Here is a 14,918-nt window from a genome sequence, read left to right as displayed (position 1 = left end):
CACGGCATCGTGCTGGACAGCGCCCGGCGTCAGGTCACCCGGAACGGCGAGTACATCCGGCTCGCGCACAAGGAGTTCGCGGTGCTCGCGACCCTGATGGCGGCCGACGGCGCGGTGGTCAGCGCCGAGGAACTGCTGGAGCGGGTATGGGACGAGAACATCGACCCGTTCTCCAACACCGTACGGGTGACCATGTCCAAGCTGCGCGCCAAACTCGGCGACCCCCAGGTGATCCGGACCGTGCCGGGCTCGGGATACCTGATATGAGCACACGGCACAGACGTGGTGGAAGCGGCCCGAGGGGATCCCGGACGAGCCGTGCGATCGCAGACGCACGGCTGTTCTCCCGGGCGCTGTTTCGCCGGCCTTCGGCGCGGGCCCGACTCGCCCTGATGTACGGCGGCATGTCGCTCGTCGTCGGCACGGTGCTGCTGGGCATCGTGTACTGGTTCGTCGATCAGCGGCTGTCCCAGCGGTTGCCGATCGCGTTGGCGAGGACGCTGACGGTGGATGCGTCGTCCGCGTACTTGTACACGGGCGGGTGCGGCCCGACGCAGGTGGGCCGGGCCGAGCCCGCGCAGCCACCACCGGGTACGCAGGCCCAGGCCACCACGATCCCTGCGGACGCGATCCGGCGGGCAGTCGACACCGGCCAGGACGTGACGATGAGTCAACTGCTGACCGTGCTCATCGCGGCGCTGCTGCTGCTGGCCGCGACCTCGATCCTGGTCGGTTGGTGGATGTCCGGCCGCGTACTGCGCCCGGTGCACGGAATCACCGCGACGGCGCGCCGGTTGTCCGAGCACAACCTGCACGAGCGGATCGCCATGCCGGGGCCGGACGACGAACTCAAGCGACTCGCCGACACCTTCGACGGGATGCTCGATCGACTGGAGAAATCCTTCGACAGCCGGAGGCTGTTCGTCGCCAACGCCTCACACGAGTTGCGCACCCCGCTCACGATCCAGCGTACGGCGATCGAGATCGGCCTCGCCGACCCGTACTCGCCGGAGGATGTCGTCGAGACACGCGAACAGTTGCTGGCGCTGAATCGGCGCACCGAGCGCCTGATCGACGGGCTGCTGAATCTGGCGGTGAGCGAGCGTGGCAACGTCCAGGCATCGCCGGTCGCGCTGGACGAGCTGACCGCCGACGTGCTCCGTCAGACGCGACCCGCGGCCGAACGCGCCGGAGTCCGGGTCGACGCGAACCTCGCCGGGAGCGTGGTGTCCGGCGACCCGCTGCTGCTGCGCCAGTTGGTCACCAACCTGGTGGAGAACGCGGTACGACACAACCACGCGGGCGGCTTCGTCACGGTCGGCGTCTCGGCCGGCTCCCTCCGCGTCCGCAACACCGGCCCGATCGTCCCCGCCGACCGCATCCCCGAACTCTTCGAGCCCTTCCGCCGCTTCCGCCCCAACCGCACAGGCTCCGCCCAAGGCTCCGGCCTGGGCCTGTCCATCGTCCAAGCCATAGTCCATGCCCACGCAGCCCAGATAACCACAACAGCCAACCACCACGGCGGCCTCACCATAGCCATATCCCTACCGAAACCACCCCCCGCCCCCACCCCCACCTCCACTCCGAATCCCCCCACCCTGACCGCCATCCCCCAAACATGACCACCCGGCCGGCGACTGAGGCCAAATCCCCCACCCTCACGTGCGCAGGAGGCCCCCCTCGGCGACCCGCAACAACGCGTCGGCCACCTGTTCCGCCGCGTCCCCCCGCCCCTCCCGCGCCCACCGCCGCATCGCCACACGAACCGCGACGTTCGCCGCGCCCGCGGCCAGGTCCACCGCCAACCCGTCCGCCCCGGCCCCGGCCCGCGCCGCAATCACCGGCCGCAACCGCTCCTCGCAGTCGTGGTGCACCCCCAACCACACCGCCCGCAACGCCGGATGCCCGTCCGCGGTCCGCAGCACGACTCGCAATTGCGCGTCGTCGACCCCGTCCACCTCCCGCGCATGCCGCATCGCCGCGCGGTAACTGGTGGTCATCGCCTCCAGCAGCCCGACCGCCGGATCACACGCCGCCAGCCGGTCCACCCAGTCCGCGATCCCGGCCGACAACACCGGCGCGACGGTCTCCTCCTTGCTCCGGAAGTAGCGGTAGAAGGTCCGCAGTGCCATCCCGGACGCCTCCGCGATGTCCTCCACGGTCGTCTCGTCGAACCCGCGCTCCGCGAACAACCGGACCGCCGCCCGTGACACCTCGGTCCGGGTATCGGCCTTCCGCCGCTCGGTCAACGAAGGCCGCCCGACCCGGGCGGACCCTCCCCGGCGAGCCGCACGAGGCACCCGGTCCGAACCGACCGAATCCGTACCGACCGAAGCAGCATCCATCCGCTCAGTCTAATGCCGCCGGGGGGAATTAATGGCACAACGTGCATGATAGGCGTAGCGTGCAGGAACGGGGACACCAAGCGCCCGTCCGGAAAGAAGGCATTCAGATGAACCGCTTCGACACCCGCCGCATCCTGGTCACCGGCGCCGGCTCCGGCATCGGCCAGGCGACAGCCCTGCGGCTGCTCCGCGAGGGCGGCCGGGTCGTCGCGGCCGACGTGGTCACCGACGGCCTCGCCAAGACCCGCGAAATCGCCGCGACGGAAGGCACCGCGGAGCGCCTCACCACCCTCGTGGTCGACATCGCCGACGAGACCTCCGCGGCCGAAGGCGTCCGTACCGCCGTCGCCGAACTCGGCGGCCTCGACGTCCTGGTCAACGCCGCCGGCATCCTGCGCACCGAGCACACCCACCTGACCTCGCTCGACCTGTGGAACCGGATCATCACGGTCAACCTCACCGGCACGTTCCTGGTGACGCGCGAGGCGCTGCCCGCCCTCCTGGCCGGCGGCAACGGCGTCGTTGTCAACTTCAGCTCGACCTCGGCGGCCTTCGCCCACCCGTACATGGCGGCCTACGCGGCCAGCAAGGGCGGCATCCAGTCCTTCACGCACGCCCTCGCCCTCGAATACGGCAAGCAGGGGCTGCGTGCCGTCAACGTCGCGCCGGGCAGCATCAAGTCCGGTATCACCGACGCGACTTCGGGATACCTCCCGGCGGACACCGACTGGGAGCTGTTCGCCAAGCTCTCCCCCATCCTGGCCACCGACCTGGAATCCGGCGGCGCCCCGATGGCCGGTCCCGACGCCATCGCCGGCGTCGTCGCCATGCTCGCCTCCGACGACGGCGCCTTCATCACCGGCACCGAAATCCGCGTGGACGGCGGCACACACGCCTGACCGCCATCCGGGTACGCGCGCGCCTCCGGCTACCGCGTACCCGCCCCCGCGCCCCTCAGCCGTCCGCGCCGACCCGACGCGCGAGGGGTGCGGGCAGCGGATACGGCTTCTCCGCCGGCAACAACCGCTGGGCCTGAGCCGCCCGGCCGTCCTTGAGCAGCCCGGCCACCCGCCGCACCAACGGCGTCAGGTCGGTGATGCCGACGATCCACTCGTCGTTGAAGGTACGAATCAGCTCGCGCCCGATCCCGACCTGGATGCTGTAGTGGTTCAACGCCGCGCCGCGCAACGACCGTTCCGGATCCCATTGCACGTGCACCGGCGCGCCCGCCACCGACCCCTCGGTCGACACCGCCCGCGCGAGCGCGTGCTCGAATCCCGCCCGGCTGATCCGCACGGCCAACACCCGCTCCTGGCCCGCCTTCCGGCCCCAGTCACTACGGTGCATCAACCAGCGGAACGACGGCTTGACCCACGTCATCCGCCCGAACGAGAACGGCGCCACGAACCGCCCCTCCCGCAACGCCGGTTCGGCGATGGCCGGCGCATAAGCCTGGTACACCACCAACGAAGCGGCATCGAAGTCGGCCCGAACCCGCCGCAACATCACCATGCCGCGTCACGTTGCCAGGCACTCCGAACCACCGGCCACACATTTTCCACACCACGCTCACGAAGTGCCATCACTCACTACAACCTGTTGGCCGCGCCAAGTGTCGACCCGGTCGCTCAGATGCCGACGTATTCGAAGACGCCGCCGTCCGGGTGCCGTAGGACCGCGCGGCGTCCGTTCGGCGTGGCCGTCGGCGGGGCGATCGACGTGGCGCCGTGGGCGATCAGGTCGGCGACCGTCGCGTCGAGGTCCTCGACGCCGAGGGTGGCGGCCACCGCGGCGAAGCGGGCCGCCGCCTCGTCCGGGCCGGTGAACACCAGGAATGGCCCGGTGGCCGCCAACTCCAGCCCCGCGAAAGCGAATCGGGCCGCCGGTTCACCGCTCAGCCGCTCGTAGAACGCGATCGCCGCGTCCAGGTCCGGTACATGTCGACGCACTGTCACCGATGTGATCGTCATGCGCACAGTCTTTCGTACCCGATCGGAGCTCCCACCGCGGGTCACCCGCCCGCCCCGACCTGCGCGCCGGCCCCACATGCCTCGGACCACCGGCGCCCGGGCGGGTTTCGCGCCTTCAGCGCAGTACGCCGCGTTCCGCTCGCATGTGCGGCGCCACCAGGTTGCGCGGCCGGTTGTACAGGATCACCGTCGCCTCGATCACCGCGACGGCCAGCAGGACCACGACCGCGGCCATCGACAGATATCCCCAGAACGCCGCCGGGCTCTCGTCGTCCGCCGCGAACCACGGCGACACCGCGATCACGATGGACACGCACCACATCTGGATCGCCACCAGCCCCATCGCCCGAACCAGCCCGCGCCGAGCCGGGTCACCCAGCGGCACCGCGCGAAACGCCGACACGATGTCGTCGGCCACACGCGCGCTGCGCCAGATGTCACTGGTGCGGTTGGTCAAGCCCACCGAGGACATGAACGCGAAATAGGACAGCCACAACCGCATGCGTATGCACCTCGTCCCCGCCGGCCCGACCCGTGGCTCCCTGTCGCACGTGTCACCGGCCATTCTCGCGCAGCGCCCTCGGGTCCGACACAGCGGCTCGGAACAAAGCGACCGCGACACATGACAGGCAGCGTGACACGTGCGCGACGGGCGCGTGACAAGCAGCGCCGAGAGGCGCGACGTGTCGCATGACCCGGCACGCGGCAAGCCGCGTGGCGACCCGCCGGATTCGACCGGGCCGGGCCGGCTACTCGATGACGGGGTTGCGCTGCTCGCGCTCCTCGATCGTGCGCCGGTGTTCCTCGACGTTGCCGGTCAGTGCCTCGGTGCGGTGGCCGCGTGCGATGTAGTCGAGCACGATCGCCTCGATCGCGTCCTGTGCGTTGCGCACGCCCGACAGGACCATGACCTCGATCACGACGTTCGCGTCCAGACTGATGTTGACCTTGGCCATCGACGACTCCCTCGACTCGACCCGCTCCGTCCGAACCCGCGCCCGCCGGTGCGCGACACGTGTACCGATGCGCACAACGACCCGATCCCGCGCCCGAATCCACGCACTCGTACCCGCGCACCCAACCATTCGGGCGCCCCGCCGGCCGCCGACCATGCACGTGTCACCCGTGCGAGGGGACTCTATCGGCCGTTAGAGGGGTTGGCGGCGCCGACGCGACTGAATCGACCCGCCGGGGTCCATGCACCGGGCATGTGCGCTTGCGCACGGCCCCTGCCCTCGTGTCGAAGGCGAGTCGAATACCTGTGACTTCGGAAGACCCACTCGTTGTCCTCTCAGGCGTGAACAAGCACTTCGGGTCGCTGCACGTACTGCGCGACATCGACCTGACGGTGTCCCGCAACGAGGTGGTCGTCCTGATCGGCCCCTCCGGCTCCGGCAAGTCGACGCTGTGCCGCACGATCAACCGGTTGGAGACGATCGACTCCGGCAGCATCACCATCGACGGCCGGCCGCTGCCCGCCGAGGGTCGTGGACTGGCCCGGCTGCGCTCCGAGGTCGGCATGGTGTTCCAGTCGTTCAACCTCTTCGCGCACAAGACCGTGCTGGAGAACCTGACCCTGGCACAGATCAAGGTACGCAAGCGCAGCAAGGCCGAGGCGGACAAGAAGGCCCGCGAACTCCTGGACCGGGTCGGCCTCGCCGACCAGGCGCCCAAGTATCCGGCGCAGCTCTCCGGCGGCCAGCAGCAACGGGTCGCCATCGCCCGGTCGTTGGCGATGGACCCCAAGGTGATGCTCTTCGACGAGCCGACCTCCGCGCTCGACCCGGAGATGATCAACGAGGTCCTGGAGGTCATGCGCACACTCGCGGTCGAGGGCATGACGATGGTCGTGGTCACCCACGAGATGGGCTTCGCCCGCTCGGCGGCCAATCGTGTGGTGTTCATGGCGGACGGTCGGATCATGGAATCGCGCAGGCCCGAGGACTTCTTCGACCACCCGGAGACCGACCGGGCCAAGGACTTCCTGTCCAAGATCCTCAAGCACTGACGGGGGTCGGACATGCGCACCCGAACCGGGGCCCAAGCCCGGACCACCCGCATCGCCCGCCGCAACACACCACGAATCGCGGCCCTGTTCGCCCTCGTCCTCGCCGCCCTGCTGCTGGCCGCGTGCGGCAAGTCCGGCACTCCCCCGCCCAAGGGCCCCAAGCCCAAGGATTTGCCGTCCTATCAGGTCGCCACCGACGTCACCGTCGACTCGCCCACCTTCCGCGCGGCCAAGTCGCGCGGGCGATTGATCGTCGGCACCAAGGCCGACCAGCCCTATGTCGCCCAGCAGGATCCGGCGACCGGCTACTACTCGGGCTTCGACATCGAGATCGCCAAGATGGTGGCCGCGTCACTGGGCTTCCCGGCGGACCGGATCGAGTTCAAGACGATCACCTCCGCCAACCGCGAGACGTCCTTGCAGAACGGCGAAGTCGACTACTACGTCGGGACGTACACGATCAACGACAACCGCAAGAAGCTGGTCGGCTTCGCCGGCCCGTACTACATGGCCGGGCAGGCGTTGCTGGTCCGCAAGAACGACAAGGACATCAACGGCCCGCAGGACCTGGCCGGCAAGAAGGTCTGCTCGGTCGCCGGCTCCACCCCGTATCAGCGCCTGGTCACCGACTACCCCAAGGCCACCGCCGTCGCCTACGACAGCTATTCGGTCTGCGTGGACAACCTGATCAGCCTTCAGGTCGACGCCGTCACCACCGACGACACCATTCTCAAGGGCTACGCCGCCAAGGTGCCCGACCAACTCCGGCTCGCCGGAGAGCCGTTCTCGAAGGAGCCGTACGGAATCGGCGTGCCGCGCGGCGATCGCAACTTCCGCCTCGCGCTCGACGACGCGATCGTCGCGCACGAACAGAACGGCGACTGGAAACGCGCCTACGACTCGACCCTCGGCCTCTCCGGCGTACCGGCTCCCCAGCCGCCACCGGTGGACCGGTACTAGCGGAAGGCGTCGACGATGAATGTCCTGCTCGACAACTTCGCCCTGTTCCGCAAGGGCTTCGTGGGCACGCTCGAACTGACCCTGGCCTCCTCGGCGATCGCACTCGGGATCGGGGTGCTGATGGCCGGGTGCCGGGTGTCCCCGGTCCGTCCGCTGCGCATCCTCGGCGGCGTGTGGGTGACCGTGCTCCGCAACACCCCGCTCACCCTGCTGTTCTTCGCGGTCGTGTTGGGTCTGCCGCGATTCGGCGTGGTGCTCCCGTTCTTCACCCTCGCGGTGCTCGCCCTGGGTTGCTACACCTCGGCGTTCATCTGCGAGGCGGTTCGCTCCGGGATCAACACGGTGCCGGTCGGTCAGGGTGAGGCGGCTCGCAGTCTGGGGATGAACTTCGGCCGGACGCTCAGCCTGATCGTGTTGCCGCAGGCGCTGCGCGCGGTGATCCCGCCGGTGGGCAGCACACTGATCGCGCTCGCCAAGAACACCGCGATCGCCGGTTCGTTCAGCGTCGTCGAACTGCTGGGCACGTACCGCACGCTCAACGAACTCGGCTACGACATCGTCGTCACGTTCCTGTGGATCGCGGTCGGCTACCTGATCATCACGCTGTCCATCAGCGCTCTGTTCCGCTTCCTGGAGAAGCGCTTGGAGGTGGCCCGATGAGCACCGAGAGTTCGGCCCTGTACGACGTCCCCGGACCCAAGGCCCTGGCCCGGCACCGCACCTACGGCTGGATCGTGACCGCGCTGTTGGTGGGCGTGCTGGCATGGGTGGTCTACAAGCTGTTCGACACCGACCAGTTCGCCTACGACAAGTGGGCGCCGTTCGAATACGTGGGCGTGCAGAAGCTGTTGTTGCGGGGTCTGCGGAACACCCTTCAGATCTTCGCGTGGGCCGCGGTGCTCTCGCTGGCCTTCGGCGCCGTGTTCGCGGCCGGCCGGCTCTCCGACCACCGGGTGGTCCGCTGGGTCTCGGGCCTGGTGGTGGAGTTCTTCCGGGCCATGCCGGTGCTGGTGCTGATCTTCTTCATCTTCATCGCGATGAAGGTCGAACCCCGTCTGGCGCTGATCGCCGGACTGACCCTGTACAACGGATCGGTCCTGGCCGAGGTCTTCCGCGGCGGCGTCAACGCGGTCCCCAGGGGGCAGAGCGAGGCGGCCTACGCGTTGGGCATGCGCAAGACCACGGTGATGGTGAGCATCCTCATCCCGCAGGCGGTCCGGACCATGCTGCCCACGATCATCAGCCAGTTGGTGGTCACGCTCAAGGACACCTCGCTGGGCTACCTGATCTCCTACGAGGAATTCCTCTACGCCGGCAAGCAGATCGCCACCAACCTCGACTACAGCCTCCCGTTCATCCCGGTGGTCATGGTGATCGCGCCGATCTACATCGGCATGTGCATGCTCCTCTCCGGCCTCGCCCGCTACCTGGAGAGCAGCGGCCGCCGCCGGAACAAGACCGCCGCCTGACGCGATGCGCCGGCACCGGCCCGACTCGCCCGGCCCCGCTCGGCCTCGCCTCGCCCCGCCCCGCCTCGCCTCGCCTCGCCTGCTGAATAATCCTTCGGCGGCGCACCGTTCGTCGCGCTAGGGTCGGCGTGCGGGGGCGGCTCCGCGGTGTGCTTCCTTCTCACTCTTCGATAACCGACAGCGCACCCACTCTCCGCCCTCGCTTCGTCTTTGGTTCGGGGGAATCCGGTTCATGAGTGGTGGCGTTCGCAGCGTCGTTCGCGTCGATACGAGTACGGCGGCCGATGATCTCGACGGCTTGCTGGTTCGCCGGCTCGCGAACGTGTATGTCGATGCGAAGCGGGTGGTCGGGCCGGATCGAGTGGGCGTGAACACCGGCGGGATCGCCGCGCTGGAAGCGGATCTGGTGCAGCGCGGCCATGTGCTGACCGCGCCGTTGCGAACCGCGCTGGGCGGATTGCGGCCGGTGGACCTCGCGACGCACGGAATGCGGCTGCTGGCGCGGCTGGACGCCCGATTGGGCAACGATCGCCGGCATCGGCCGCTGTTCGCCGGCTTCCCGGCGCGGGTGCCGAACTACGCGCAGGCGCGCTACTCCACCCGAATTCGGGCGTTCCTGCTCAACCAGCCGAACCAGCCTTGCGCGATCTGCGGTCGGACCGGCGACATCGGCGCGCTCGCGCCCTGCGCGCACCTGTTGTGCTCGACCTGCGCGCCGGTCCACGAGTTGCGCGCGTGCCCGGTGTGCGCCGAACCGATACGCCTGCGCGAGCCGCACCTGACGCCGGCCGGCAGCCGGACCGCCGACATGCTCGTCCCGATCACCGGCACGCTGGCGCCGCTCCGCCTGGGCGTCGACCGCGACGCGGACGCGCTCGGCGAACTGCTGGCCCTACTCGCCCGACGCACGCCGCTCGGGCCGCAGGACCGGGACGATCTGACCCTGCTCGCCGCGCACGCGCCGGCCGACGCCGAGCGGTGGCTGCCCACCGAGATCCCGGTACGCGAAAGCAAGGCCGTCGTGCTCGCCGGCCTGCTTCCCGACCATCTGCCCGCGGATCGACTGGACACCGCGACCGATGTGCTCCGGGTGTTGTGGGCCTGGTCCGGCGCACACCCCGACCTGCTCACTCCGCCTCGGCTGCGCGCGGTGCCGCGTCGGCTGCGGCGCACGCTGCTCGCGGTGCTGGACGGGCTGCCGCTTGAGCACGTGTACGAGGACCTGTGCCGGCACCGCGAGGCGTGGCTTCGCGCGGGTGAACTGCTGCACCCGTTCGACTACATCGACGCCTACCCCGATGCCGCGCTCGCCTTCGCGGCGCTGCGTGGCACCGACCCGCGGACCCACCGGGCCGGCCCGGCGCTGCTGATCGCCGCCGACGCGCACGGCGACTCGGTGACGGTCGCGGCGAACCGGATCGTGGTGCGCACCTTCGCGTCCCGGGTCGAAACGCTGCTCGCGGCGGGCGACGCGGCCGGCGCGACCGCCCTGCTGGTTCGGCGTCCCGGCGAACTGGTTCGCCGACTGCACCACCTGCTCCGGGTCCGAGCGGGCAACGAACCCACGCTGCCCGCCGAACTCGCCGCCGCGCTGCCGGGCGTGCTGCGTCGGGTCGGCCCCGGTCCGCTGCTGGGCGCGTGGGGTCGGCTCCGGGCCGAGCGTACGGTGGGCGAGCGGCGGGTGTGGTTCCCGCGCGGCAGTGTCGCGGGAGCGTACGCGCGCAACGACCCCGGCGAGCCCGTCCCGGTCGCCCTCAGCGCACCGGTCTGCGCGCTGATCGAGCAAGAACTGACGTGCCGGGCAAGTAAGTTGCCGCGCCACGACGTCGCGTTCCTGGACGCCGGGCTGGACGACCTGATCGCGCCGTTCGCCGAGCACTCCACCGCCAGGGCACTGGTCGCGATCCCGCGCGGAAGCATCCAGCCGATGCCGCCGGGCGGCCGGATCCGACTGTTCCTGCACTGGATGCAGGCCGCGGACCAGCGGGTCGACCTGGACCTGTCGGTCGCGCTGTACGACGCGAACTGGGAATACCTCGGTCTGTGCGACTACACGAACCTGGTCTACGGCCCTGACCGCGCGGTGGTGCACTCGGGCGACTTCACCGACGCGCCCGCACCGCACGGCGCGACCGAGTTCGTCGACCTGGACATCGCCAAGCTCGCCGCGCAGGACGTCCGGTACGCCGTCGTGGTCGTCTTCAGCTACAACGACGTGGCGTTCGACGACCTGCTCGACGCGTTCGCCGGCTTCCAGGACCTGGACGCGGTGGCCGCCGGGCGCCCGTTCGATCCGAGCGCGGTCCGGCAACGCTTCGACCTGACGGGCGACGCGCGGATCTGCGTGCCGATGACCGTCGACCTGACCGCCCGCACCGCCCAGTGGACCGACCTGAATCTGTCCGGCCGGGACGGCCTGCACAACGTCTTCCGGCACACCGACCGCCTCGCCGAACTGGCCCGCGACCTGCGCATCCACTTCGCCCCCGGGGGCCGGGCCACGCTCGGCGACCTGGCCCGGATCATCGCCGCCGCGACCACCGACCGGGTACTGATTCGCGGCCGGCGCACCGAGGAGGTCACCGAGTACCGCCGGGACGCCGACGAGGACGTCGACGCCTTCGCGGCCCGGGTGCGCGAGGGCGTCGGCGGTACCGCGATCCGGCTCGACCCGGCCGAACGACTCGCCGCCGGCCGCGCGTTCGTGGCCCTGGTGCACGGCGACGTCCCGATCGCCGGCCCGGGCACCCTGTACCGCCTCTATCCGGGCCCCTCCGACACCGCGCCCGCCGACATGCGCCGCTGGTCGGCCTCGGATCTCGTCTCGGCCTTCGGCCCGACGGATCAGGGCGTGTCCCGGACGTCAGGCGGCGGGACCGTGGTGAAGCTGCCCTGATCGGCGGAGCGGACCGGTACCGGCGGGTCGGTGACGGCGAGGTCGAGCAGTACGTCCGGGCCCACGCCGGCGTCCGGCGCCGGTACGAGCGTGGCCGGGTCGAGGGCGACTCGGGTGGCCGGTCCGGCTCGGATCGCGGGTAGTGCGCGGTCGCGAACTTCGTCCGGGCCCGTGCTCAGCACCCGAACCGGGCCGCGCGGCGCTCCTGCTTCGGGTTGTGCCGTCCGCGCGTGGATCGCGGCCGCGTCGGGAGGAGGCACCCGACCGACGCGGCCGGTCCACCTCAACGCGCCGCGACCGCCCGCCGCCGGTCCCACACGACCGCGAGATACGCGATCGCGCCCGCGAGCGCGAACGAGAACAGTGAGGCCGAGGTCCACGCCTGCGCGTGGATGTGCAGCGCGTCCTGGATGTGGCCCCAGAACGTCGCCCACCACTCGACCGAACCCGGGTTGATCAGCTGGTACATGCAAAAGCCCAGCACCCACGGCGCGATCATCACCCAGCGGGCCGGCGCGTGGTCGCCCAGGTCCCAGCCGGCCCGACCACGCCCGGCGAACAGGTCCACCGCGAGCACGCCCAGCAGCGGGATGAAGATCGAGCCGATCAGCGACAGGAAGCTCGCGTAGGTGGCGAAGTCGTTCACCATCAGCGCGAACGCGGTGACCAGCGCACCCACGCCCAGGCAGAGCACCCGGCGGTCCACGCGCGGCGCGAGGTTCTGGATGGACATCGCGGTGCTGTAGACGTTGGCGAAGCTCTGGTCCACCTCGCGTACGACCAGGACGGCGAAGAACACCCACCCGGCGGTGACGCCCAGGAACGAGTCGAAGATCTTGTCCGGGTCACCGCCCACCTGGGCGAGGGCGACCAGGCCGAGGAGGTAGCACCAGATGCTGGTGATCGAGAACCCGCTCAACGCGGCCCAGAACGCGGGCTTGGTGCCGCGCGAGTGGCGGGTGTAGTCCGACGCGAGCGGAACCCAGGAGACCGCGACCGCGAGCGCCGCGTCCATCGCCGGGAAGAACCCGGACCACGAGCCCTCGGTCATCGGTGGCAGGCCCTCGCGCCACAACTGGACCGAGAAGTAGAGCATCGCGATGCCCACCGCGATGGTCACGTAGCGGCGCAGGATCCGCAGCATGCCCAGCGGGCGCAGCGTCATCGCCGTGGTGACCGTGCCGGCGGCGACTATGTACAGCCAGTGCGGGCCGTCGCCGTCGGTCATCGCCTCGATGCCGATCGAGATCACCAGCAGCTCGAAGGTGCCCCAGCCGATGCACTGGACGATGTTGAACACCGTCGGCACGTACGAGATCTTCGTGCCGACCAGGCCGCGCAGCACGGTCATCGCGGGCGCGCCGCTGCGGGCGCCGGGGATGCCGGCGATCGCGACCATGAGCGTGCCGATCAGGGTGCCGCCGACGGCCGCGACGATCGCGGCGACCATCGACAGTTGCGGGTAGCCGGCCGGGGCCAGCACGTACAGGGCGCCGGAGAAGCCGAGCAGGCTTACGCCGAGGTTGGCCCAGAACGCCGCCTGGTCGCGAAATCCGAGGGTGCGGGGCGGTGCGGTGTCCAGGACCAGGGGCGCCTCGGCACTGCCGTGTGGCACCTCGGGGCGTGTGTCGTCGATGACCGGAGCCGACATGGCTCTACCTGCTCTCCCTACGCCGGCATTACCCGGACAGGTTCAAGCGGTCGGTGGCCCCGGGCGCGCCGGCTCACCGCCGACACCCCATGCCGCCCTCTCAGCCCGGTTGGTCCGAGCTCCCGCGATGGCGTGGCGAACAGTACGCGCCTCGCGGGCCGCTTGGAAAGGCGGGGTGGGCGAAACCGCCCCGGGGGCCGACGGCCTGCCGGACGCGGCGCGTCGTCGCGTGTGGATTCGGCTCACCATCCCGAGTGGGTGAAGCCCGCCCAGCCGGTCGGGTCGTCCGGCATGATCGCGCGGGCTCGGGCGGCCAGTTCGGCCGGCATCGCGGACGGGATTCCACGCTTGGGGTCGCGCAGCCACAGCTGCGCCGTGCGGACGGCCTGGGCCGGGGGCAGGTCGCGGCGGTCGAGGTAGTGGTGGGCCATGTACAACACCAGCGCGGTGGTCGTCTCGTCCACCGGCCACAGCGTCGACACCACTGTGTGAGTACCGGCCGTCAGGTATTCGGCGCCCACCCGCCAGGTCTCGTCGTGTCCGCCGGCCGGCACGAACGCGATCGGATCGCCCGCGGCCCGGCCGATCTCGATCGGGTACCGCCGGGCCGGCGCGCTCGTCGGCCGCGCCGCGACCTCGCACAGCAGGCGCGGCGCGCCGATGTAGGAGATCTGCGCGTTCTGGAGCGCATGTCGGCGGCGGCCGTCGACGAGCGACCAGGCCGCATGCCACGGCACCATGCCGAACGGTCCGGCGGGCAGCAGGACCAGGGACGGTGCGCGGCCGAACGAGCCGGGCAGCGCGGTCAGTACCGGTTCCATCACCGCGGCCCAGGCCCATTCGCACAGCGCGTCGAGCATGTCGGCCCAGTTCTCCCGGTCGCCCCCGGCCAGGTCCAGGCCGTAGTCGAGCTCGGGCAGGTCGAGCACCCGCGTCGTGCCGTCGGCGCCGCTCAGCACCGCGGCACCCGGTACGAGTTGCACCAGCGCCTCGGTGCCGAGTCGGCCGAGTGCGGCGGCGATCTCACCGGCCGACGGCGGGTCGAGGAGGAGGCGCCACGGTGTACCGCGCGGGTCGAGGCCGATCCGGGCGGCGGCCACCTGCGCGGCCGCCCGGAGCAGGTGGGCGTCCGCCGGTGCGGCCCGGTGCGCACGGCGGAAGCAGATCCGCGCCTGGTCCCAGGACCGCCGATCGCCGGTCGGTGCCGCGCTCGCGGCGTACGCGATGCCTGCCACGTAGGCGAATTCCGGCCAGCGCGCATCGGCGCCGTCCAGCGCGCCGAGCGCGTCGGTCAGCAACTCGATCGCCTCCGCGAACAACTCGCGCACGGCGTCCGCACCCTCATCCGTCGACGCCGCGGCCAGCGCCTCGGCACACCGGGCCCGACCGCGCTCGCCCCGTTCCCACGCCCGCCGCGTCTCCGCGTCGACGTCCTCCACGCTCACCCCCGCTTGCCCCCGCTCGCCGGAACCACGGTACCGGGACGGGAAGCAGCGCTCACCGACGTCGCGGTCGAGGAATCCCCCGATCCCACCCTGCCGACTCGCGCCGCGCCGCCGGCCCGCCACCGCCACCGGAACAACGCGTACCGGCCTGCCTCGTGGCTCTTCCGTCCTGAT

At 70.7% G+C, this 14,918-nt stretch carries 16 protein-coding genes; 8 read left to right on the top strand and 8 right to left on the bottom strand.

Translation table 11 applies throughout. From position 1 onward, the window contains the following. Both A3IC_RS0120215 and A3IC_RS72575 read left to right on the top strand, forming a co-directional pair. Positions 1 to 267: winged helix-turn-helix domain-containing protein (locus tag A3IC_RS0120215; RefSeq protein ID WP_020551867.1), on the top strand; the 267-nt coding region annotated here is incomplete at its 5' end. Between the two features lie 137 nt (positions 268 to 404). Further along, a complete protein-coding gene (locus tag A3IC_RS72575; RefSeq protein WP_106668949.1) occupies positions 405 to 1,622 on the top strand; it encodes a sensor histidine kinase in 1,218 nt (405 codons plus the stop codon). A gap of 36 nt (positions 1,623 to 1,658) precedes the next feature. On the opposite strand, the gene A3IC_RS55500 is transcribed toward A3IC_RS72575, so the two are convergent. Continuing rightward, the gene (locus A3IC_RS55500; protein ID WP_020551865.1) at positions 1,659 to 2,249 is read right to left on the bottom strand and encodes a TetR family transcriptional regulator; all 591 of its coding nucleotides are present in this window, start codon (positions 2,247 to 2,249) and stop codon (positions 1,659 to 1,661) included. A 203-nt stretch (positions 2,250 to 2,452) separates the two neighbouring features. Between A3IC_RS55500 and A3IC_RS0120200 the strand changes: the two genes are divergently transcribed. Then, entirely contained in the window at positions 2,453 to 3,244 is a 792-nt protein-coding gene (locus A3IC_RS0120200) for an SDR family NAD(P)-dependent oxidoreductase (RefSeq protein ID WP_020551864.1), read from the top strand. A 55-nt stretch (positions 3,245 to 3,299) separates the two neighbouring features. Here the strand turns inward: A3IC_RS0120200 and A3IC_RS0120195 are convergent, their stop codons facing one another. The 4 genes from A3IC_RS0120195 to A3IC_RS0120180 form a co-directional block, all read right to left on the bottom strand. Further along, complete coding sequence (locus tag A3IC_RS0120195; RefSeq protein ID WP_020551863.1) at positions 3,300 to 3,857, bottom strand: DUF4291 domain-containing protein; 558 nt, start codon at positions 3,855 to 3,857, stop codon at positions 3,300 to 3,302. Between the two features lie 116 nt (positions 3,858 to 3,973). Continuing rightward, entirely contained in the window at positions 3,974 to 4,315 is a 342-nt protein-coding gene (locus A3IC_RS0120190) for a VOC family protein (protein WP_020551862.1), read from the bottom strand. Between the two features lie 115 nt (positions 4,316 to 4,430). Further along, positions 4,431 to 4,817 (bottom strand): hypothetical protein, encoded by a 387-nt coding sequence (locus tag A3IC_RS0120185; protein ID WP_020551861.1) that lies wholly within the window; start codon positions 4,815 to 4,817, stop codon positions 4,431 to 4,433. Positions 4,818 to 5,064: 247 nt separating this feature from the next. Then, on the bottom strand, positions 5,065 to 5,271 hold the full coding sequence (locus A3IC_RS0120180; RefSeq protein ID WP_026218499.1) for a hypothetical protein: 207 nt from the start codon (positions 5,269 to 5,271) through the stop codon (positions 5,065 to 5,067). 281 nt (positions 5,272 to 5,552) lie between these two features. On the opposite strand from A3IC_RS0120180, the gene A3IC_RS0120175 reads away from it, so the two are divergent. From A3IC_RS0120175 to A3IC_RS55495, 5 genes are all read left to right on the top strand, one after another. Beyond that, the gene (locus A3IC_RS0120175) at positions 5,553 to 6,323 is read left to right on the top strand and encodes an amino acid ABC transporter ATP-binding protein (RefSeq protein WP_079026558.1); all 771 of its coding nucleotides are present in this window, start codon (positions 5,553 to 5,555) and stop codon (positions 6,321 to 6,323) included. A gap of 12 nt (positions 6,324 to 6,335) precedes the next feature. Beyond that, positions 6,336 to 7,283 (top strand): glutamate ABC transporter substrate-binding protein, encoded by a 948-nt coding sequence (locus tag A3IC_RS0120170; protein ID WP_020551858.1) that lies wholly within the window; start codon positions 6,336 to 6,338, stop codon positions 7,281 to 7,283. Positions 7,284 to 7,298: 15 nt separating this feature from the next. Next, positions 7,299 to 7,943, top strand: coding sequence for an amino acid ABC transporter permease (locus tag A3IC_RS0120165; protein WP_020551857.1), 645 nt, complete (start codon positions 7,299 to 7,301; stop codon positions 7,941 to 7,943). Further along, the gene (locus tag A3IC_RS0120160) at positions 7,940 to 8,752 is read left to right on the top strand and encodes an amino acid ABC transporter permease (RefSeq protein WP_020551856.1); all 813 of its coding nucleotides are present in this window, start codon (positions 7,940 to 7,942) and stop codon (positions 8,750 to 8,752) included. The genes A3IC_RS0120165 and A3IC_RS0120160 overlap by 4 nt, the downstream gene beginning before the upstream one ends. Positions 8,753 to 8,984: 232 nt before the next feature. Continuing rightward, a complete protein-coding gene (locus A3IC_RS55495) occupies positions 8,985 to 11,648 on the top strand; it encodes an MXAN_6230/SCO0854 family RING domain-containing protein (protein ID WP_079026555.1) in 2,664 nt (887 codons plus the stop codon). Here A3IC_RS55495 and A3IC_RS0120150 read toward each other — a convergent pair. The 3 genes from A3IC_RS0120150 to A3IC_RS0120140 all read right to left on the bottom strand — a co-directional run bounded on the left by A3IC_RS0120150 (position 11,597) and on the right by A3IC_RS0120140 (position 14,744). Further along, positions 11,597 to 11,908, bottom strand: a complete 312-nt coding sequence (locus tag A3IC_RS0120150) for a hypothetical protein (protein ID WP_158696021.1) — start codon at positions 11,906 to 11,908, stop codon at positions 11,597 to 11,599. The two genes, A3IC_RS55495 and A3IC_RS0120150, sit on opposite strands and share 52 nt — an antisense overlap. A 23-nt stretch (positions 11,909 to 11,931) precedes the next feature. Then, on the bottom strand, positions 11,932 to 13,299 hold the full coding sequence (locus A3IC_RS0120145; protein WP_020551853.1) for a purine-cytosine permease family protein: 1,368 nt from the start codon (positions 13,297 to 13,299) through the stop codon (positions 11,932 to 11,934). Positions 13,300 to 13,541: 242 nt separating this feature from the next. After that, positions 13,542 to 14,744: a CHAT domain-containing protein gene (locus A3IC_RS0120140; RefSeq protein WP_020551852.1), complete on the bottom strand. Its 1,203-nt coding sequence runs from the start codon at positions 14,742 to 14,744 to the stop codon at positions 13,542 to 13,544. Positions 14,745 to 14,918: the final 174 nt, after the last annotated feature.

This window comes from Embleya scabrispora DSM 41855, assembly GCF_000372745.1.
Taxonomy (GTDB): Bacteria; Actinomycetota; Actinomycetes; order Streptomycetales; family Streptomycetaceae; genus Embleya; species Embleya scabrispora.
This window is presented reverse-complemented; position numbering and strand designations above follow the sequence as displayed.